Origin of the sequence: Bacillus cereus group sp. MG9, assembly GCF_040459995.1 — a bacterium.
Taxonomy (GTDB): domain Bacteria; phylum Bacillota; class Bacilli; order Bacillales; family Bacillaceae_G; genus Bacillus_A; species Bacillus_A mycoides.
In genome coordinates, this window is record NZ_JARVHC010000001.1 from 3,428,934 (window position 1) to 3,449,626 (window position 20,693).

Consider the following 20,693-nt stretch of genomic DNA (forward strand, 5'->3'; position numbering starts at 1 on the left):
AAGTAACAATCTTTTAATCTCTCACATTATTTTTCAAAATATGAATTCAACTATTCCACAAGTACCCCATATAGTTTAAAATTCACATCGGATTCAAAATTGTTTACAATTTATCTATAAAAGCATAACGGAGGGATTTCTATGACCGACTTTCAAAAACAATTTTTCGCAAGATTAAATATAGAAGAAAAACACAAAGTTTCATTTGAAGATTTACCTAACATTATGTACGCAATGGTACAAACTGTCCCTTTTGAAAACTTAAATATTCTCGAAAACAACTTTAAAGAAATATCAAAAAAAAATCTAAAAGAAAAAATTTTAATAAACAACCGTGGCGGCCTTTGTTATGAATTGAATCCGGCTATGTATTACTTCCTTAAAGACTCTAAATTCGATGTCCATCTCGTTTCAGGAACAGTTTATAACGCTGCAAATTCTATATGGGCTGTAGATTCAGGGCATATCGCAACTGTTTTACAACATCATAATGAACTTTACTTAATTGAAGTAGGTTTCGGATCATATTTACCCCTTTCCCCTGTTCCTTTCTCAGGTGAGATCGTTCATTCTGTAACAGGCGACTATCGTATTCGTAAAGAAACGACTGAAAAAGGTAATTATATTTTAGAAATGCGTAAAAGCAATGAGTTTCTAGATCAATCTTCTACTGATGATTGGACAGTAGGTTATGCATTTTACTTGGAAGAAGTGGATGAAACGAAAGCAAATGCAGCACAAAAAATTATTGTTGAACATGAAGGTTCACCATTTAACAAAGTACCTCTTGTTGTAAAACTTACTCATGACGGGCACGCATCATTAACAAAAGATAGCCTTACAGTAACGAAAAATAGAAATAAAACAAAAGAAACAATTACAAAAGAGCAATATACAAACCTCCTTCATTCAACGTTCGGCATTACATTATAACTTTTAAAGCCTCGCCATTTCCGGCAAGGCTTTTCATTTTCCAGCAGGGATTTTTTGCAATTTGTTGTATTTCATAGTTATATAGGAATATAACTACATATTTAGAAAGGAAATGATTATGACTGAACTTAAAGATCGACTACAAGTAGCTGATAAAGAAAAATGGGATTTAACGGATATTTATCATACAATTGAAGATTGGGAAAGCGATTTTCATAAAATTGAAGTATTAACGAATGAATTACACAAGTTTAATGGAAATATTCACGATGGCAATAATTTATTAGCTTATTTAACAAAGAGTGAAGAAATATCTAGCATAATATCTTTAATGTTCGCTTATGCACGATTACAATCTGATCTTGATACACGCGATACTGACGCTCAATCCCTTGTCGATAAAGTATCACAATTACATGTGAAAGTAAGTGCGGCTAAATCTTTCTTTTCCCCATTCTTACTTAGTGTAGATGAAAACACATTACATTCTTACATAGAAGAAACCGAAGGCTTACACTATTATAAAGAAGACTTATTTGAGCTATACCGTTATAAAAAACACGTTTTGAATAAAGACCAAGAAGAGATTTTATCACAAATGGGTGAAGCACTCTCCTCCCCGCAGCATACATTTGGCATGTTAAATAATGCAGATATAATTTTTGGTGAAGTGACTACTGATGATGGAGAAAAAGTAAACTTAACACGTGGAATGTATTCAAAGCTAATAGAAGATGAGAATCGTGAGAATCGTGAAGAAGCCTATAAAGCTTATTACAAACCATACGTTCAATTAAAGAATTCTATCGCTTCTACTTTGTCCGCAGCTATTAAAAACAATGTTACTGTCTCAAAGCTACGAAAATATCCATCAGCTTTAGAAAAATCATTATTTGGCGACATGGTTCCGAAAGAAGTATATGAAAATTTAATTGAGACAACGAAAAAAAACATTCAATCATTACATACGTATAATGAACTTAGAAAAGAAAAATTAAATGTAGATGAACTACGACAATACGACTTGAGTGTTGATTTAGTAAAAGGTGTAAAACAAGACATTCCATACGACGAAGCGTTTGATATAATGATCGCGTCACTAGCTCCTTTAGGTAAAGAATATATCGAAACATTAAAAAACTTTAAAGATAAACGCTATATAGACGTAAGAGAAACACCAGGAAAACGTTCTGGCGCTTATAACTTTGGTGTATACGGTGTTCATCCTTTCATTCTTTTAAATCATCATGATGATTTAAATAGCCTTTTCACCCTTACTCATGAATGCGGGCACGGTATGCATACGCATTACTCACACGGATACCAACCAAGAATTTCTGCACACTATTCCATTTTTGTTGCAGAAGTCGCTTCTACAGTCAATGAAGTGTTATTAATTCATTATTTATTAAAAGAAGCAAAAGAAACGAACGTACGTAATCATTTAATTAACTACTTTATCGATAGCTTTAAAGGTACTTTCTTTACACAAATCATGTTTGCAGAATTTGAAAAAATCACACATGAAATGGCCGAACAAGGTAAACCATTAAATGCCAAAGTCTTTAGTGAAATTTACGAAAACTTATTTAGAGAATATAATGGCGACTCCCTCGTATTTGACGAAGAAGTAAAATATGGCTGGTCTAGAATCCCTCATTTCTACCGTCCATTTTACGTATACAAATACGCAACTGGATTCGCTTCTGCCATTCAAATCGCCGATAAATTATTAAGCGGTGATCCAAATGCTCAGAAAAACTATATTGAATTCCTTAAAGGCGGAAGTTCTGACTATCCATTAAACCTACTGAAAAAAGCTGGCGTTGATTTAACTACACCAGAACCGATTGAAAGTGCACTAAATCGTTTTAGCTCACTTGTTGAAGAGTTTTCAGCATTATAAAAAGCATGCAGAGTATATACTCTGCATGCTTTTTTCATTTCGGTTACTTTATGCTAAATGTTGCTGTGTCACACAGTGAATCATACCACCATACGCAAACAGTTCATTTACATAAACACCGACAATTCTTCTTCCTGGAAACTGCCCTTCAATGATTTGAAGTCCTAACTTATCATGTTCATCACCATATATAGGAACTAATACAACTTCATTTCCAATATAAAAGTTCAAATACGAGCCCTTACAGTCTGCTTCTTTTACCACTTTTCTTGTCACCGGTACTGGGATGAGCTGAAATGGATTTCCATCTATATTTCTCGCTTGTCTCAATTCTTGATAATGCTTTTCGTACGCCTCCAAAAGGTATGATTCGCTTTCCCCGAAAGGATCATATTCATAAAGAATTGTATTTTCAGTTACAAAACGCGCTGCCCCATCAATATGGTAATCTGTATCTTCATCATAATTATCCTCTCCGCGAATACCAGTTATCCATATAAAATTCGTTACTCCCAAATACTTCGTTAACTCTATTTCAATCTCTTCCTGATTTAGTGTAGGATTTCGATTTTCATTTATAATAGAAGTTTTTGCCGCCATTAAGGTGCCATTTCCATTTATCTCTATTCCTCCACCTTCTATACAGACACTAGAATTAACTTTTGGAATGCTATACATTCCACTTATTTTTTCCGGAATAACAGCATCATTTTCATACGGATATTTATCCCCCCAACCATTAAATACCCAGTGTGTTAAACAGAGATTGCCTTCCTTATCTTTTACAAAGATCGGTCCATTATCTCTTATCCAAACATCATCCGTTTCTTCAATTAAAAAATCAATTTTATCCATATCTACATTCGCTTCAGTTAACTTCGATTGTACATGTACTTTTTCTTCCTCATCAAATACAACAATATGCACATTCTCTCCGTAATGAAGCTCCTTTGACATCGTTACCCAAATATCATCTAGCTTAGATCTGTAACCTTCGCCTCTATGAGCCTTATCATGAGGCCATTGGAGCCATGTCCCCTCATGATTTTCCCACTCAGCAGGCATATAAAACAAACTATTTTCTATATTTCTCATACGTGTTCACCCCTTCTTCGAATGTAAGTTCAGTCTAAACTTTGACATCGTGTTAAGGTCAACAGGAATATCTTCATTTACTTGTAACTATTTCATACGCGGATTCTTTATTTTCCCTTGTGATACACTACTTCTCCTTGTAAAACCGTCACTAAAACTTTCGCATTCGGAATCTTATCGGCACTCATTTTAGTAATATCTTCATTTAGTAATACCATATCGGCTGATTTACCTACTTCAATTGAACCAGTAATATTATCAAGACCTAATGCTTTGGCGGGCTTAATTGTATATGCATCAATAGCTGCGTATACATCAGACAAGCCCTTTTCATCAATACTTAGTGCATTCGAAATCGTCACAAGTGGATTTAGTTCATTTACATCCCAATCACTACTAAGTGATACGTTTGCTCCTGTTTTCCAAATGCGTCCTAACGGCATAATTCGTTTCATCTGTTGATTTGTAAAATACGCACTTGCCCAGCTTTGTTTAGGATCTTCTGCAAAATCATGACCTACTTGGAAATCAGCGCTAATACCTAACTTAGCAAAACGATTTATATCACTATCTTCTACCATTTCCACATGTGTAAGCGTATAAGGTTGATTCGCCCCTTCTTTTTTCGCTGCTTCAATTGCATTTAAACTTTCTCTTACTCCGCCATCTCCAATTGTGTGGATGAGTGCACCGTAACCAATTTTATTGAGTTCACTCAACCACCACTTCATTTTTTCTTCTGGAATATAGTTCAAACCGTACGGTGTTCCTTTAAACCACTCAAATTTATATTTTTCTAGTATTTTAGCTGTGCTGTTAATGCTAATTCCATCACTATACATCTTCACTTGATTAATAAGCATTCGAGATGATACATCATCACGCTTAATTTTTTTGAAATACTCCATTTGCTCTGCTTCATTTAAGTTCGGATATACCCACGGACGAAGTACTACTCGCGACGTTAACTTTTTCTCATCATTAACTTTATTCCAAACATCTAACCAGCCTCGTTTCCAATAAAGACGTCCATCGCCGACTGTAGTAATACCATTCTTCGCAACCTCATCTAAACCGTCTAACAAACCTTCATAATTTTTTTCAAAGAGATTGGGCTGGGAATTCCATGCTTTTTCCATCACGATATCCCCTGCTGTATCATACAGAAGCCCGAAAGGTTCTCCTGTTTCTGGATCCCGGATGATTCTTCCGCCTTGCGGATCTTTCGTCTCTTTATTTATTCCCGCTACTTCCAATGCTTTTGAGTTAACCCATACAGAATGAGAAGTTCTTTCCATAATTAATACAGGGTTATTAGGAAATAACTCATCAAGAACTTGTAATGGCGTTTGTTGTTCAGATTTTTCGTCCATATCTTTTAACAGCTCTTCCAAACTAAATCCTGTTCCGCTTATCCATTCGCCATCTTTCACATCTTTTTTACAAGCCTTTAAATACGAGCGTTGTTCTTGCAGCGCAGCATCTGGCGAGACACTACAATTCCCTGCTGCTGGTGATTTCGCCTCAAATATATGATTGTGATTGTCCACAAAACCAGGAAGAATAAAACGTCCTTGTAAATCCACCACTTTCGTATCTTCATTTATAAATCCTTCTACATCTTTGTTTGAACCAACAAATGTAATTTTCCCTTCTTTAACGGCTACAGCCTCTACAATGTCTTGCTTGTCATTTGAAGTATAGATTGTACCATTTTTAAACACTACATTTTTTGGCAACTGATTTGGTAGAACGAAGCTACCATTCTCACCTTCTCCTACTCCAGGAGTACACGCTGAAACCCATGTCATACTTAGAATCAGACAAATAATCATGATTGTTCTTTTCATATTCTTTCTCCTTTTTATTATGATGAATTACTTACATAAATAGAATAAGGATTGACATAATGTTAATGTCAATCCTTATTCTCAGTCTATTTTCATAACTAAAAAACAAATTTGTGTCACATACTCCTCTACTAAACAATCACATTCAGGTCCCTTTATGTAGACCTCATATGGTGAACCATCTATTACATAACCATTTCTTTCAATCCATTTTTCTAACGCAATATAAGCGTAGCCTATATAGTCATAACTTCCATAATGCATAGTAGTAACGATTTGATGTGGATTTAATTTTTTTATTTCATATTCTTGTACTACATCTTTATTGTTCCCATGCATAACCGGAATCCTTAATTCAACATCACTTTCATTTGGAATATACTCTTCATCATAAAAGACCGTAGAGGGCGAACCGACCATTTGTAAGTTATGCTTTTGTACTTTTTCATATAAGTCATAAAAATAATCATCCATATCATCTATATTTATTTGCAGTCTTTGAGCAATTACTGTTATTTCATTTCTCATTCCAATAAATATATCGTAATTTCTATGACAAGCAGTATTTAAAGCATGATTCATATTTACCATTTCATTCATTTCTGAAATAACCTGTAAATTTTGTTTCACCTCATGAGACAACTCTATAATTTGTGATTGCATATGTTTAATAAATGAATCTTGATCTGATGATTGAAGAATTATTTTAATTTTCGGTAAAGGAAACTTATACTCCCTTAGCTTTTTAATTTTCAGCGCTATTTCAAGCTGCCCTTGCTCATAATATCTATACCCATTTTCCGTGTTCACATATGCTGGTTTTAATATATCCTCTTTGTCATAATGCCTTAGCATCCGTGTACTCATTTTACAAATCCGCGAAAACTCAGTAATTGTATACATATAAATACCCCTTGAATACATTTTCTTATATATAAGCTTATTTATTAAAACCAATCAAATATTTTTCTGATTGAAGAACCTTCATTCTGATCGTTCAGCCTTTTCATTTTTGAAGGTAACAAATGACTAGGACAATACCACGTTAAACAATTCATCGCGCCTCCCATTGTCGATATTTCTCCTACATGACTTTGAATAACTTGTTTCTCAGTATGCTGTTGAATATATCGTAAAACTTCCTCATCTTTAGCTAATCCAAACTTAGGAACGTAAAGCGTATCACATGTTTCTAACATATTTATATACAAACCTTTTGCTGACGCTATCTCTTCATCGTATTGACCCTTCTCTGTATATGACGAAGGAACAACTATAAATTCAGCCTCTGGCATTTGCTCTTGAATAATCTCTTGAACCTTATATCTAAATTCATGATCCCCTAAAAAATCACTAATAAACATTGTATGTTCATCAATAAATTTAACCATCCCGTCTGCGTGTGCAAGTACATCTCCCTCTTCAGCAGGAATAATAATAACCCGACTCACATCTAAATCCCATTCCAGTTGCTCTATAATTTCTTCTTCCGTCCAATCATAATTATCATCAAATATGCGTTCCGTTAATATAACGGTATCTTTTTTATTCCAAATAAGATTTCCACCGTCTAATATCAATGGAGATGTCACATATTCAAAGTCGTTTTTTTTCAACCATTTATTAAATTGTTGATCTAAATATCGTCCTTGATCTTTCGGTAAGTAATTTGGTTGATATTTGAATTTAACTAGATGATTTGTTACAACTGGTGCAACATCTCTTAGCCAAATATCATCATACTCAAAAAAGTTTGTATGAAAGTCTTGCTCTTCAACAGATAAAGATATAAGTTGATCGGTAAATGCTTTATTTTCATTTAAGTATTCATTAAAATAAATAATGTCTTCATAAAATGGTCGATAATATTCATTCGATTCATCTGGTATTGCAGTAAAAATAATGCCACTATGTTTTTGTTCCATATTACTTACCTCGCTTTTTAATAATGATTGAATAACTGTTTTCAATAAGCTAACTATTCCCCAATTCATTTCTCTTTTCATTACAATTTTTGAAACGTGCACATTTCATGAATGGATTATAGCACGGAGAAATATTATATATTTATATAAAAAATATAAAGCCGTCGTTAAGCCATAAACTGACTCTTGACAAGATTTTTAAATTTTAATCGCCGTACACAATGACGAATTAGATGATTTTTTTATCAAGATTCAAATCCATTACTTCTAACAGGGCGTTTTGATTATATAAATTCACTAAATGTGTTTCTACCCCTATGCAAATCCCTTCTAGCGGAAGATCGTTTGGATCCTGACCAAATGGATCCTCAATTTCAACCCCTATTGCTTCAATCCCTATAAATGCAAAACTTATGAACGTAGTTGCAAGTACTGTAAACCATCCAAGACTATCAACAAGACCAATCGATAAAGTCCCGCAAAATATGAGCAGTAAAATTTTAATATGAGCAAAATATGCAAAAGGAATAGGCGTTGTTTTGATCCGATCACATCCACCCACAGCCGTAAGCAGAGTATTCAAATCAGCTTCCATATTAATTATTGCATTTGGGTGAATTTGACCCGTTTTCAAACCTTTTGATAGTATAGTTTTTAACATAAAAACTATACTAATCGGTAAATGAATAGACTCAGCCAACATTTCTTTTTCCTTCTCAGAACAAATATCAAACAATGCTTTTATTTCGGATAAATCTTTTTCGTCTCTCAAATGTCCTTTCGCTATCTTTGGAAAAGCAATTAACAAATGTAAAAATTTTAATTTTTCCTGATCCGTCTTTTTCCCTTCAGACTCCCAATAACATAAAAAACTAACTGCCAAATTTCTAGTACAAGCACCAACCGTGCCAAATAACTTTCTACCTTCCCAATACCTATCATAGGCAGTGTTAGTACGAAAAACTAACAGTAGACCTAAAGCTCCTCCAACAATTACCCAAGGAGTTTGATTAATTTTTATTTCTACATAATAATAATTAATCACAGTTACTATCGTTGAAATACATATATATAATAAAATTTGCGGGAAAATATCTCTTACAACTGTTCCCTTTAATGTAAATATTTGATGTAAACTATTTTGATTATTGTAATGAACCATATTTACAAAAACCTCTTTCCTTATTAACCTTTTATTCTTTTAAATTATGAAAGTATACAATTAAATAGTAGAATCATAAACCCTATTATTATAAAACTGGTTAAGATTATTTCTTTCAATACTATTACTCCTTTTTACCAAAAGATAAAACATCTTTTTTGATTTAAACAACAAACGTTCACTCTTCTAAATCACGACGCATTATTTTAGAATTTGCAATGAATAAAGCACTAATTAATACAAGAATCGCGCAAGCATATATCAATGAATCCATTGGACTATCATGGTCTATAATAATTAGACGAACAATAGCCGTAATACCTATATATATAAAATAACGTAATGGAAAATGAAAGTTCATTTGAAAATACTTTATAATCATTACGATGAATTCAAAATATAAAAAGAATACGACAATGCTATCAATTAAATGATAACTAGATTCCTCACTATTTAATTTAAGTTCTTGTATAAATTGAATGACTTCTTTCATAAGAAACACACTTAAAACAATTCCCAAACAGATCAAAGCTACATTTATAATGTACTGTAGAACGATAGGGAAAAACGAAAATACTCTTTTTAAATTCTTTAACACAAACATTTTTCTCCTTTTCCATATAAAACAATAATGACAATATACTTTTATTTAATTATCGTTACATTAAAATTATACATTCCGCTCTTGTTACAGATATTAAAACAAGACAAAATAAGTAAAGATAGCTTTTCACCTATTTTGTCTATAAAGCAACATAACGAAACTATAATCGATTACTTCAATTGAATCGGTTGTTGCTGTGTCACACAATGAATCATTCCGCCATTTTTATAAAGCTCTCTCACATCAATTCCCACTACTTTACGATCCGGGTATAATTTCTGAATCGTATCGTTTGCGATTTTGTCATTTGGATCATTATAGTTAGGCACCAATATAACTGTATTCCCAACATAATAATTGATATACGACCCCTTATAATCTAGAGTTTTTCCACCTTCTAAAGTAACTTTATCTTTACTAAGCGGTAAGTATTCGTACTTATATTTCTGTCCTGAAGCATTTTTTGCATCTAACAATTTATCCATATCTTTGTTTGACAAGCCCCATTCAGCCAAGTCATCTTCTGCCATCGTTACGATTGTAGATTTATCATGGAATTTAGCAAATCCATCAATATGAAAATCAGTAATATCTAAATTAGGCACTCCATCTAACCAAATAAAGTTTGTCACCCCAAGGTCACTTATATATTTTTCAATTTCCGCTTCTGATAAATCAGGATTTCTATTTTTATTCGTTACTGCGCTTCGAGTTAATAAAGCAGTCCCATTGCTGTCTAATTCAATTGCGCCACCTTCAAGGACAAATTTCCCCCAATCAATTCTTTCAATCCCTAATTGTTTACTAACATTCTCACGTATACGGGCATCATTTTTATATGGAGTTTTCTTTCCCCAACCATTAAATGCTGGATCTAATATTTTCAGATTTTTATTATTGTCATAAACAAAAATCGGTCCACTATCTCTTGCCCACACATCATCAGTAGGAGCGATAAAGAAATCAACTTTATCCATATTCAGCCCTTTATCTATTAAAAGCTTATTGATTCGCTCTTTCTCTTCCTCATCATATGCAACAATGTGGACTTTTTCACCCTCAGTTAAAGCACTTGCCATCTTAATCCAAATAGGTTCAACTTCTTGTTTATACTCTTGACCATATGTGTATTCATGAGGCCATTGTAGCCATGTACCTTCATGTTTATCTTTTTCATCCGGCATCGTATATTTTCCAGCGTTTTTCTGTACCTCTACTTTTTTATCCTCTTTCTCTTTCCCTTTGGCATTTTCATTATTCCCTTCAAAAGAACATCCACTAATAATCGTTGTAGATAATGTAGCTATTAAACAAAACTTTACTATTTTTTTCATTTTTCAACCTCCTGTTCATGTCTACAATACTGTAAGGCTTAACATAGTGTGAAGCTCAAGCTTTTTCATCAATGTAAAAATTACCAATTATTCTTCCGCATGATAATCACATAATTTCAATACAAATAGATGACATTCACAAAATACACTTCCTATATTTAACATCCATATCATTTAACTTCCTTCATAAATTTATTCTAATACTAATCCCCTCTCATACATGCTTGTTCACTAAATAAAAAAATCGGTATTGATAATTTTATATCAATACCGATTTTTAAATAATTATTTTTCTTCTATTAAATCATTCGCTAATTTCCTAAACTCTTGATTAAATGTATCATTCATACCATTTTGTACGTTAGAGAATAATATTACAAACGTTCTTTTATCCCAGTTAAAATTATTAAAAGTGTTCCAGCCAGCTAATACACCGTGGTTATGATAATAATCTGGGTAAATATAGAAGCTAAATCCATATTTTCTCGCAGGTGATACTGTAAACATATCTGATACGCTTTGTTTAGAAATCAGCTTTCCATCCATAATAGCCTCATCTAATCTTTTCATATCTTCAACGGTCGTATACATTTCACCACAACCATACAGCCAGTTCATTTTTAAGCGGGGTGCAGCTATTAACTCATTATCTTTTTTCGTGTAACCTTCTGCTAAGAAAATATCTTCAGGGAGAGTTGCACCCATACCAGATTCATTCATTTCAACAGGAGTAAAAATGTTTTCTTTCACATATTCAGCAAGCGGTTTATTCGATATCTTTTCTACAATATACGCAAGTACCATATAATTATAATCTGTATATTTCCATCCTGTCCCTGCAGGAAATTGCAACTTTTGCGCTCCAATCCACGTTACTAACTTTAAACGTGATGCCGCATCAACACTACCTTGTCCCTGATCTGGTAACCCGGACGTATGTGTTAACAAATTTCGTAACGTAATGTTTTTATCTGCTGGAAACGATGGAATATACTTATTTACATTGTCTTCAATATTCAATTTCCCTTTTTCTCTTAGCTGTAATATAGATATTGCAACTACTGTTTTCGTTATGGAACCGATGCGATATTTTGTTCTTGGCGTTGTTAAAACTTTATCTTTTATATTCGCATACCCGTAGCCTTTTCGTAAAACCACATTATTTTTATCCGTTACGAGAACCGTCCCGTTAAATCCTTTATCTTTTAAATATTGATCGAGTTTCGTTGCTGCAATATCATAACGTTTTTGCTGATTCGCATCAACTTTCGGTTGAACATTTCCAACTTTATCCTCAAAATTTGAAAATGCCTTCAAACTGTATTTCTTTTCTTTATTTGCATGTATGAGTGCAGCGACACTCCCACAAAAAATAGCAAAAACAAAGAAAGCGATTAACCATTTCTTAAACATATGGGAACCCTCTTTTATCTAGTTTCACTTTATACTTTTCCATTCTATTCTATATCTTTTAGTTTTTAAATATCTTATAATCTATCTACTCTATTATTCCTCATAGTAAACTAGATTCCTTTTTCTAACGTTCAAATTTTAACTACTCTCTATTGTAGTTCTTTTTTACAAAATTTCCACCTTACAATCGGATACATCCAACTTTAATTTTAATTTTTTATGTAACATTCGTTACACATTAACAAGAATGGAGGCGTTAATTTGAAAAAGACCGATAAGCGCAATCGTTTAGATGATATGATGTTTCATTATCGAGTAACAAAAAACAATATAGTTTCAATTGAATATTACGGAAAACAGATTATAATTTTAAAAGGAAATGATGCTGAAAAATTTTTAAACAAAATAAATCGGGCAAGTAACGAAAAAGAAAAACAGCTTATTATGGCTAAAATTACAGGTAATTTCAAAAGAGGAAATGAGCGTTAATGAAAACGAATCTCATTTATAACTTGATTATACAACATATTAAAAAAGAAATGTCACTCCCACGACATTTCTTTAGATTTTCTTCATAAAAGATTTACATTTTTAATATTCGTTTACTTTTACATAAACTCACTGCTGAAACGCTTAGTAATGCAGCTATCCCCATCCATGCATATGTGTAGCCTTTTCCATCTACTATATAACCAAACAAAGCAGGCGCAAAGATAATAGCAATTTGATTAAGCGTAAGCGCAAAGCTCACTGTTACGCCTACCAATTCCTCACTTGCAGACTCAGCAACTTCAACCATAAAAAGACTAAACCAACCGATCGCAAAGAACCCTAGCAGTCCGCTCATCACAAACAATGCCTCAAGTGTCATTGTGTTTATACTCATTACAACAACTAAAATTAAGCAAAAAGAAATACATACAGTTATTAATAAAGGTGTACGACGATCACCTTTGTAATATGTATCACTTATTGTAGCTAATATAATTCGCCCAATCATTCCTGCAACTAGCATAACTGAAAATACTTTCCCTGCTCCAATAGGTGTTATCGATTTTTCAATGACTAAAAATTTTATAAAATGTCCGACTAATATCATTTGTAAAGAAATCATGCAAATACCTGTAATAAAAATTGGATACAGCTCTTTTTTACATATTACCTTTTTTAACTGCATCCAAAAAGAAATACTTACATTTTCTTGGCTCGTGTGTTCTCGTACGTACGATTCCTTATAAAATATGAAAAACAATAACCCGCCTATTATACATATAGTTGCAATTACATTTATCGTATAAGCTAAACTAAATTTAATTGTAAGCAAAGGGATCGTTACTCCTGCTAATGCCCCGCCAATAGGTATACCAGCTTGCCGTATTCCCATAGCTAATCCGCGCATTTCTTTCGGAAACCATTTCAAGATTACTTTACTTCCCCCTGGCTGAGATACGCTATAAAAAGTTCCTATTAAAAGAAGGACAAATAATAACCCAATAAAGCCCCTTGCCATATGAGCAAGTAAAAGCGCCCCGCCAAGTAATACAGTGCTCGCTCCAATTAATATTCTTTCGTTATATCGATCAAGTAACCTTCCGGCAAAAAGCATACAAAACAGCGGACCAATATTTACAGAACTTATTAACAACCCAACCTGCATATTCGAAAGTACATATTTCTGTTTCCAAAATAAAGCGAGTACCCCTACTCCATATGTTATAAGTGTTGCACTTGCCTGTGCTACCGTTGCCAAAGTTAACATGATCCATTTATTAGAACTACTGTACTTTTCAATTTTTTCTTCACTTATCAACGTTATCTCCCCCATATCCCTTTCATTGTATGAAGGTTCTGATATCATGTAAAATAAGTGTTAATAATAGAATCCATCAAAAAAATTGATACCTTTTTCGGGGTGATAATAAATAGACATAAAAGATTTAACGGTTTTTTACGAAGTTGCGACAGTAGGAAATATATCTCATGCTGCTAAAAACTTAAACTATGTACAATCAGGTGTAACGATGCGTATAAAACAACTAGAAATTGAGTTAGGTGTGCCTTTATTTTATCGAAATGGAAAAGGCGTTACTTTAACTTCTAACGGAGAAATTTTATTAACATATGCAAAACAAATCATCGATCAATCCATTCAAGCTGTCCAAAGTAACGGAACCGAGCCAAAAGGCACGTTAAAAATCGGGTGTACAGAATCGACAACAGCCGTTCGTCTCCCGCCTATATTAACGACCTATTATGAAAAGTATCCAGAAGTTGAATTGATTCTAGAAACAAATACGACAGACCAATTAACTCAGCTCGTTTTAGAGCGAAAACTAGACGGGGCTCTTATCGCTGGAAATATTCAGCATACTGAACTTCATACACTTTCATTTCGAGAAGAAGAACTCGTTCTCATTAGCAAGACTCCTCTATCTTCCTTTAAAACAATAGAAGAACTGAATTTACTCGCTTTTAGTCAAAGTTGTTATTACAGAAAACTATTAGAAAACTGGCTTCAAGAAGAAGGGATTTCACCTAAAAGAATACTAGAGTTCGGAACAATTGAAGCAATACTTGCATGTGTAAAATCAGGTATGGGTACGGCTATTATGCTGAAATCTATTATTCCAGATTACGAACATGGTTTATCTTTAAATACATTACCAAATCACTTTAGAAAGGTTCCTACTACTTTTATTATTCGAAAAGATATTTTCCACTCAGCTGCCTTGCAAAAATTTATGGAGATGATCAACAATGCGTGAAAAAAAAATACGCGGAATGAAACGAAAAACAAAAACTCTTATAAAAAGAATTGAAGACTCTACTAAAGCATTTCCGTCTACTTTCTATAACGATGAATACTGGCATATGCCTTTACCAGGCTCTCAAGCTTTTATCGATTCTAGTACAACACCTAGGAAAGTAAAGCGATTGTGCATTCAAACCCTGTTAAATCAAGCGAATCAATTAATGACAATGAAACCGAACGATACAAATACATATCGAGTCGTTGTTATGATCAAAATAGCAAGCTTATGGAACTCACAAATCATCATATTTAAAAACGATGACTACTTTCAAAATTTTTTCAATAGAGATAATGAATTTCAAAAATGGATTCCCCTCTCCAATGCTTCCGACTTCGGGCATGAATGGAAAATATCAATTTCTAACAGCATCCAAACATTGCATTTCCAAGAGATAATTCATGATGAAGATGGATTTTATGATGAAGGAGAACTTTTGTTTATAGGAGAGTTATCATAAAAGGGGAACTGTCAAATGAAAAACTTCCCTTTTTCCACTAAACAACATCGCTATATAATGAATTTAACATTTCACTATATAGGAGGTTTTCATATGGTAATCCCTAAATATCCTGAAGTCCCACATCTTACGAAAAAACAAATTGAAGAAATAACCGAAATCGCTTTCCTAAAAGAATCAACACCACAACAGTGTGATGCAATTTTCGTTTTCGGTGGTTCCCATCCTGGTAATTGGCAAACTCCTTTACATGCTTATCAACAAGGTTTAGGTGCACAAATTATCGTCACAGGTGGTACTAGTTTACATGGAATGAAACATCCAAACTGGAATTAAGGAATAATGTAAAAAAAACTGCTTATTTAAACAGTTTTTTCACATTATTTCTTATTATATTTTAGACAATACATTTTCTTGGAAAGTACGTTCTTCTTGATCTTCATATCCTGTTGAAACAACTTCTTGAATATCATCATGGTTAAATAAATATGTGAAATCTGGATTCATATAGCCTTCTGGATAAGGACACCCCATATAATCGAACTTCCTTACCTCATCCGTTTCTACTTGTTGTTTCCTCCCAAAAATCATGAGTTTCTTTGTACCTTCTTTTAAAATTACAATAGAACCTATAGGAAAAAGTTGCGAATTCATTGTCTTTTCTCCTTTCTTGTAAGTTTAGGTTTCTTTTGAGAATAGGGTATATTTACATGTCCCGAAGCAGCCGTGGATTGTCTCCTTTCCTTCCTTGACAATCTAGGCTTCTTTTGAGAATGTAATTTTTTTAAATGTCCTGAAGCAATACATTGTTTTTTGAAATCAAAGTGAAAATACAAATGTGTACTTAGCGCTAGGAAAACAACTGAAATAAATGAAAAAATAACGATTAGCACAATCGCCATAGCTTTTTGGCTCAAAATCCCAATAATAACTTGACCAATCATATAACCTAAACCCGAAAAATATACAATTTTAGGAATTTTCACATCTTGATCAGTTGTCCCCCTTAAGCGGGCTGTAAAATATTTAATCCAGAATAATTCAGATTTATAAACAATTAAACTATATGCAATAAGCGATAGAATAAAAAATAAAGGTGACTCTATTTTTACGAATTCGTAAGCTAACTTTTGCACAGCTATAAAACTACAAAATGAAATACTTAACGAAACAAATCCAGAATATAGTAAATGTTGCAATTGAGGCTGCCGAGGCTTATAAAAGGAAACCCAAATCCCCCATAGATTACATATCACATAAAATGGTAAAGCTACGTAAGAGTATATATTGTACGGTGGAAATATGAATAAAATGATAAGTAGCATAAAATTCATGATAACCCACACAAAGGCCCCTACAACATTCCTTATATCAAATGGTATTAATATTCGCATACAATCAACTATGTTGTTTCCATTATATTTGTCCATTATGCATCCCATCCATTTCATTCCTCTTCAAATCAACATATACCCATATATACGCTCCAGATATACTAAACACAACAGCCAATAAAGAAAAGACTAAAATTAAGACCGTCGCTAAACCATTTTGTGATAATGTACCTACACATATCTGTCCAATAATATATCCCAATCCTGATAAATAAACAATTGGAGAAATTTTTATATTGTCATTTTCTTCATTGTTTAATCGCCTTAAAAAACTTTTCATTCCAATAGAAATTAATTTATAAATTGTAAAAATGTAAAGCACAAAAGTAACAATAAAAAACAGAGGTGTTTCAATTTTAATAAAGGTATATGCAATCTTTTGAATCACTATAAAGCTTCCAAAAGAAAAAGTTATTCCCATAAATCCATTATATAAAATGTGTACCAACCTTGGCTCATTTGGTTTACAAAAAAATACCCATACCCCCCATATATTAGCAGTAAAAAGAAAAGGGAAAATTATATATAAGTATATAGTAAAGGTTGGAGGAAATAAAAATGGGGTTAAAATCATAAAATTAATAACTACCCACACCATAACGACACTCGATCTTACACTGTCAGGCATCAATTTCTGAATAATTTGTTCTGTGCTTTTTCCGTGGTATTTTTCCATATTAATCTCCCAAAAACTAAAAAATTTTATCTAAAGCTGCTCCGATTCCAGATTTAACTCTATCTTTTATCGAATCCTGTGTACCATCATGATTCCAATCAGCTTTGTTAAATTTGATTCCATCAGTTTATATATTAATTTCTATAAAAACAACCAAGCTTATTTCATTCCAATAAAGGTTCCATTTGTTGCATCACTAATAAGAAATAATGTAAAAAAAAACTGCTTGTTAAAACAGTTTTTTTACATTATTTCTTATTATATTTTAGACAATACATTTTCTTGGAAAGTACGCTCTTCCTGATCTTCATATCCAGTTGAAACAACTTCTTGAATATCATCATGATTAAATAAATAAGTGAAATCTGGATTAATATAGCCTTCTGGATAAGGACATCCCATATAATCGAATTTTCTTACCTCATCCGTTTCTACTTGTTGTTTCCGCCCAAAAATCATGATTTTCTTTGTACCTTCTTTTAAAATTACAATAGAGCCTATAGGAAAAAGTTGCGAATTCATTGTATGGCCTCCTCCTTATTAATTGTTTTTTTTAAGAATTTAAGGAATCTAGCTTGGTTTCCCGCTTCTTTAAATCAATATATACACATATGTATACGCCATATATACTAGACACAACAGCCAATAAAGAAAAGACTAAAATTAAGACCGTCGCTAAAGCATTTTGTGATAATGTACCTACACATATCTGTCCAATAATATATCCCAATCCTGATAAATAAACAATTGGAGAAATTTTTATATTGTCATTTTCTTCATTGTTTAATCGCCTTAAAAAACTTTTCATTCCAATAGAAATTAATTTATAAATTGTAAAAATGTAAAGCACAAAAGTAACAATAAAAAACAGAGGTGTTTCAATTTTAATAAAGGTATATGCAATCTTTTGAATCACTATAAAGCTTCCAAAAGAAAAAGTTATTCCCATAAATCCATTATATAAAATGTGTACCAACCTTGGCTCATTTGGTTTACAAAAAAATACCCATCCCCCCCATATATTAGCAGTCAAAAGAAAAGGTAAAATTATATATAAGTATATAGTAAAGGTTGGAGGAAATAAAAATGGGGTTAAAATCATAAAATTAATAACTACCCACACCATAATGACACTCGATCTAACACTGTAAGGCATCAATTTCCGAATAATTTGTTCTGTGCTTTTTCCGTGGTATTTTTCCATATTAATCTCCCAAAAACTAAAAAATTTTATCTAAAGTTGCTCCGATTCCAGATTTAACTCTATCTTTTATCGAATCCTGTTTACCATCATGATTCCAATCACCTTTGTTAAACTTAATTCCATCTGTTATTATACTAGCTCCTATAGAAACACCAAAGCCAAAACAAGCTCCAACAACAGTTCCGATTGGACCTCCAAAAACAGTTCCAACAGCTGCACCTACTTGAGCTCCCGCAAAGGCACTTACAGCAGTTGTACCAACCCCAATTGCTGCATCACCAATAATATCACCAGCTATCTTATTTTTTGACGCTTTATTTTCAATATTTTCCTTTGTATCATTAATTACATCCCACCCTATAGCTGCATAGCCTAAAGCATTTGTTTTTAATTTCAATGAGTCTTTAAGAAATCCTTTTGGTGATAAAACATGCCTTTTTACATCGTCTATTTGCTTTACTTCGGCTAAAGGTAATTTTGTACGCCTTATCACATTAAGTCCATTTTTATCCTTTAGTACGGTGCGATTTTGAAATCTTACCATTTCTTTTCCTTTTCTATCTGTGTAGGGTGTTACACGCAAGCCTTTATTATGTAAAGATGCCAATTTGTAGGCAGCTGCACCTTCCGTTACGGTACCCAGTAAAGTAAATGAAGACCCTGCAGGGTTATCTTTCCAATCACCAATATCGCCACCAAACGGTGCAAACCAATTTATATCAATTGCTTCTTCTCCAAATGAAACTTCTTGTTGATCAGCCTTCTTAAAACGATCAGCAGCTTTTCTTAATGAATCACTATGTTCTTTTAAAACGGTCGTTATAGTAGCTAACATGGATCCTGCGTATTGGGATTGATTTAACACAGCATCTCTTCCAGATATTTGGAAAGGTAGATCAAATAACTGCTGATTGATACGTTGATATGTTTCAGATAGCTCATGAGCTGTTTGTTCTATATTAGAAGCCAGTTTCCTTAAATGGTCAGGAGTAACCTTAATTTCACCGCTCACCTTGTTTCACCGCCTAATGATTTAAGATAAAGTACCATTTTCTTTATCTCTTCAGTAATTGTAAAGGTATCAAGGCAAATAAAATTCGTTTGTGTTTGCTCATTATCTAAAACTTTTTGGATTAGCCAATATTGGTTTTGACTATATAAAAACTGAATACAGTCTGTAGACCATGAGTCCTTTATATAATAATGAACTTGAACAGTATTTAACTCTTCACGATTATGTATAATGTTTGCTAACTCTAAGGAAGCTTCATTATCTAAGTAAAGTTTCAAGTAATCTACTAATTGCTTGTTTGATTGATTTAAAATGTTTTCTTTATATGCAGAAGAAGGGATTTTAAATGTATAATTTGGACGAGAAAAAGTATTTTTAGGCTGTAATGCTTGATATATAAATTGCCAAGCTACATCTGGTGTCCCGCATTCTTTAAATGTACATTGTTTATCACCGTTATCATCTGTTATTACATTTTGTATAACTTTTTTTTCACTAAAATAGAAAATGTTTTTTTCTAAAGCGCTGTTTTTACTTATCTGTACTTCAATAACAAATCCTGTAGTTAAACAAATGCGAAAATATTCTAAAAGTTGTTTGTTGCATAATGTTTCATCTTCTTTTATTATGAGCAGTTCTTCGTTTGTCCAATTCTCGTGCATTACATCTAATTCTTTGTCTATTTCTTCATCTGACCAATTTTCAAAGGGGTTCTCAATTCCAATCATAGTTTCACGGTCAAACATACCAGTTAATACATATACTTCTTTATTTGATAAAATAAGAGGTTCAATAGTCAAATAGTCCCACTCCCTAGCGTAATATGTAATCCCTAAGAAATATAATACAATAAAAAAATGGTCCAATCTAGTAATAGTCAACACTTATAACTAAAAACTAAAAAAATTCTAATAA

General features: G+C 32.6%; 21 protein-coding genes and 2 pseudogenes. 6 read left to right on the forward strand and 17 right to left on the reverse strand.

Features of this window, described 5'->3' with window-relative positions:
* Positions 1-141 precede the first annotated feature (141 nt).
* Positions 142-933, forward strand: a complete 792-nt coding sequence (locus QCI77_RS17585) for an arylamine N-acetyltransferase family protein (RefSeq protein ID WP_353825293.1) — start codon at positions 142-144, stop codon at positions 931-933.
* A gap of 118 nt (positions 934-1,051) precedes the next feature.
* Entirely contained in the window at positions 1,052-2,839 is a 1,788-nt protein-coding gene (gene pepF / locus QCI77_RS17590; protein ID WP_113769623.1) for an oligoendopeptidase F, read from the forward strand.
* Between the two features lie 48 nt (positions 2,840-2,887).
* Here pepF and QCI77_RS17595 read toward each other — a convergent pair whose 3' ends face one another.
* The 8 genes from QCI77_RS17595 to QCI77_RS17630 form a co-directional block, all read right to left on the reverse strand.
* Positions 2,888-3,934 (reverse strand): agmatine deiminase family protein, encoded by a 1,047-nt coding sequence (locus tag QCI77_RS17595; protein WP_113769622.1) that lies wholly within the window; start codon positions 3,932-3,934, stop codon positions 2,888-2,890.
* A gap of 107 nt (positions 3,935-4,041) precedes the next feature.
* Entirely contained in the window at positions 4,042-5,784 is a 1,743-nt protein-coding gene (locus QCI77_RS17600) for an amidohydrolase (protein ID WP_113769621.1), read from the reverse strand.
* Positions 5,785-5,865: 81 nt separating this feature from the next.
* Entirely contained in the window at positions 5,866-6,687 is an 822-nt protein-coding gene (locus tag QCI77_RS17605; protein ID WP_353825294.1) for a MerR family transcriptional regulator, read from the reverse strand.
* A 44-nt stretch (positions 6,688-6,731) separates the two neighbouring features.
* Positions 6,732-7,709, reverse strand: a complete 978-nt coding sequence (locus QCI77_RS17610) for an agmatine deiminase family protein (RefSeq protein WP_002128426.1) — start codon at positions 7,707-7,709, stop codon at positions 6,732-6,734.
* A 229-nt stretch (positions 7,710-7,938) separates the two neighbouring features.
* On the reverse strand, positions 7,939-8,871 hold the full coding sequence (locus tag QCI77_RS17615) for a bestrophin family protein (RefSeq protein WP_113769620.1): 933 nt from the start codon (positions 8,869-8,871) through the stop codon (positions 7,939-7,941).
* 178 nt (positions 8,872-9,049) lie between these two features.
* A complete protein-coding gene (psiE, locus tag QCI77_RS17620) occupies positions 9,050-9,469 on the reverse strand; it encodes a phosphate-starvation-inducible protein PsiE (RefSeq protein WP_002165314.1) in 420 nt (139 codons plus the stop codon).
* Between the two features lie 176 nt (positions 9,470-9,645).
* Positions 9,646-10,809 (reverse strand): agmatine deiminase family protein, encoded by a 1,164-nt coding sequence (locus QCI77_RS17625; protein ID WP_002142629.1) that lies wholly within the window; start codon positions 10,807-10,809, stop codon positions 9,646-9,648.
* A 285-nt stretch (positions 10,810-11,094) separates the two neighbouring features.
* A complete protein-coding gene (locus tag QCI77_RS17630) occupies positions 11,095-12,222 on the reverse strand; it encodes a serine hydrolase domain-containing protein (RefSeq protein ID WP_353825295.1) in 1,128 nt (375 codons plus the stop codon).
* A gap of 261 nt (positions 12,223-12,483) precedes the next feature.
* Here QCI77_RS17630 and QCI77_RS17635 point away from each other — a divergent pair, with 261 nt between their 5' ends.
* Positions 12,484-12,711, forward strand: a complete 228-nt coding sequence (locus QCI77_RS17635) for a hypothetical protein (RefSeq protein ID WP_000750526.1) — start codon at positions 12,484-12,486, stop codon at positions 12,709-12,711.
* 94 nt (positions 12,712-12,805) lie between these two features.
* Here QCI77_RS17635 and QCI77_RS17640 read toward each other — a convergent pair whose 3' ends face one another.
* Positions 12,806-14,032, reverse strand: coding sequence for an MFS transporter (locus tag QCI77_RS17640; protein ID WP_113769619.1), 1,227 nt, complete (start codon positions 14,030-14,032; stop codon positions 12,806-12,808).
* A gap of 112 nt (positions 14,033-14,144) precedes the next feature.
* Between QCI77_RS17640 and QCI77_RS17645 the strand changes: the two genes are divergently transcribed.
* The 3 genes and pseudogenes from QCI77_RS17645 to QCI77_RS17655 form a co-directional block, all read left to right on the forward strand.
* Positions 14,145-14,987 carry a LysR family transcriptional regulator gene (locus QCI77_RS17645; protein ID WP_113769618.1) on the forward strand — a complete coding sequence of 281 codons (843 nt, stop codon included), beginning with the start codon at positions 14,145-14,147 and terminating at the stop codon, positions 14,985-14,987.
* Positions 14,980-15,492, forward strand: coding sequence for a DUF3916 domain-containing protein (locus tag QCI77_RS17650; RefSeq protein WP_002137617.1), 513 nt, complete (start codon positions 14,980-14,982; stop codon positions 15,490-15,492). The genes QCI77_RS17645 and QCI77_RS17650 overlap by 8 nt, the downstream gene beginning before the upstream one ends.
* A 93-nt stretch (positions 15,493-15,585) precedes the next feature.
* Positions 15,586-15,825, forward strand: a pseudogene (locus QCI77_RS17655) (hypothetical protein); the annotation flags it as partial.
* Between the two features lie 57 nt (positions 15,826-15,882).
* Here QCI77_RS17655 and QCI77_RS17660 read toward each other — a convergent pair.
* From QCI77_RS17660 to QCI77_RS17695, 8 genes and pseudogenes are all read right to left on the reverse strand, one after another.
* Positions 15,883-16,146, reverse strand: a complete 264-nt coding sequence (locus QCI77_RS17660) for a DUF4176 domain-containing protein (RefSeq protein WP_001088077.1) — start codon at positions 16,144-16,146, stop codon at positions 15,883-15,885.
* The gene (locus QCI77_RS17665; RefSeq protein ID WP_353825296.1) at positions 16,143-16,934 is read right to left on the reverse strand and encodes a hypothetical protein; all 792 of its coding nucleotides are present in this window, start codon (positions 16,932-16,934) and stop codon (positions 16,143-16,145) included. The genes QCI77_RS17660 and QCI77_RS17665 overlap by 4 nt, the downstream gene beginning before the upstream one ends.
* Complete coding sequence (locus QCI77_RS17670; protein ID WP_113769617.1) at positions 16,909-17,562, reverse strand: hypothetical protein; 654 nt, start codon at positions 17,560-17,562, stop codon at positions 16,909-16,911. Before QCI77_RS17670 ends, QCI77_RS17665 begins: the two co-directional genes overlap by 26 nt.
* Before the next feature lie 16 nt (positions 17,563-17,578).
* A pseudogene (locus QCI77_RS17675) lies at positions 17,579-17,689 on the reverse strand (WXG100 family type VII secretion target); the annotation flags it as partial.
* A gap of 131 nt (positions 17,690-17,820) precedes the next feature.
* On the reverse strand, positions 17,821-18,084 hold the full coding sequence (locus QCI77_RS17680) for a DUF4176 domain-containing protein (protein ID WP_088031121.1): 264 nt from the start codon (positions 18,082-18,084) through the stop codon (positions 17,821-17,823).
* A 31-nt stretch (positions 18,085-18,115) separates the two neighbouring features.
* On the reverse strand, positions 18,116-18,766 hold the full coding sequence (locus tag QCI77_RS17685; RefSeq protein WP_113769616.1) for a hypothetical protein: 651 nt from the start codon (positions 18,764-18,766) through the stop codon (positions 18,116-18,118).
* 16 nt (positions 18,767-18,782) lie between these two features.
* Positions 18,783-19,778, reverse strand: coding sequence for a WXG100 family type VII secretion target (locus tag QCI77_RS17690; protein ID WP_353825297.1), 996 nt, complete (start codon positions 19,776-19,778; stop codon positions 18,783-18,785).
* Complete coding sequence (locus tag QCI77_RS17695) at positions 19,775-20,578, reverse strand: hypothetical protein (protein WP_088031011.1); 804 nt, start codon at positions 20,576-20,578, stop codon at positions 19,775-19,777. Before QCI77_RS17695 ends, QCI77_RS17690 begins: the two co-directional genes overlap by 4 nt.
* Positions 20,579-20,693: the final 115 nt, after the last annotated feature.

Excerpts from the sequence above, each read along its gene's own strand:
- QCI77_RS17600 (WP_113769621.1), bottom strand. The coding sequence starts at position 5,784 with ATGAAAAGAACAATCATGATTATTTGTCTGATTCTAAGTATGACATGG.
- QCI77_RS17585 (WP_353825293.1), top strand. The coding sequence starts at position 142 with ATGACCGACTTTCAAAAACAATTTTTCGCAAGATTAAATATAGAAGAA.
- QCI77_RS17610 (WP_002128426.1), bottom strand. The coding sequence starts at position 7,709 with ATGGAACAAAAACATAGTGGCATTATTTTTACTGCAATACCAGATGAA.
- QCI77_RS17680 (WP_088031121.1), bottom strand. The coding sequence starts at position 18,084 with ATGAATTCGCAACTTTTTCCTATAGGCTCTATTGTAATTTTAAAAGAA.
- QCI77_RS17650 (WP_002137617.1), top strand. The coding sequence starts at position 14,980 with ATGCGTGAAAAAAAAATACGCGGAATGAAACGAAAAACAAAAACTCTT.
- QCI77_RS17615 (WP_113769620.1), bottom strand. The coding sequence starts at position 8,871 with ATGGTTCATTACAATAATCAAAATAGTTTACATCAAATATTTACATTA.
- QCI77_RS17625 (WP_002142629.1), bottom strand. The coding sequence starts at position 10,809 with ATGAAAAAAATAGTAAAGTTTTGTTTAATAGCTACATTATCTACAACG.
- QCI77_RS17685 (WP_113769616.1), bottom strand. The coding sequence starts at position 18,766 with ATGGAAAAATACCACGGAAAAAGCACAGAACAAATTATTCGGAAATTG.
- QCI77_RS17630 (WP_353825295.1), bottom strand. The coding sequence starts at position 12,222 with ATGTTTAAGAAATGGTTAATCGCTTTCTTTGTTTTTGCTATTTTTTGT.
- pepF (WP_113769623.1), top strand. The coding sequence starts at position 1,052 with ATGACTGAACTTAAAGATCGACTACAAGTAGCTGATAAAGAAAAATGG.
- QCI77_RS17670 (WP_113769617.1), bottom strand. The coding sequence starts at position 17,562 with ATGGAAAAATACCACGGAAAAAGCACAGAACAAATTATTCAGAAATTG.
- QCI77_RS17660 (WP_001088077.1), bottom strand. The coding sequence starts at position 16,146 with ATGAATTCGCAACTTTTTCCTATAGGTTCTATTGTAATTTTAAAAGAA.
- QCI77_RS17595 (WP_113769622.1), bottom strand. The coding sequence starts at position 3,934 with ATGAGAAATATAGAAAATAGTTTGTTTTATATGCCTGCTGAGTGGGAA.
- QCI77_RS17665 (WP_353825296.1), bottom strand. The coding sequence starts at position 16,934 with ATGGGATGCATAATGGACAAATATAATGGAAACAACATAGTTGATTGT.
- QCI77_RS17605 (WP_353825294.1), bottom strand. The coding sequence starts at position 6,687 with ATGTATACAATTACTGAGTTTTCGCGGATTTGTAAAATGAGTACACGG.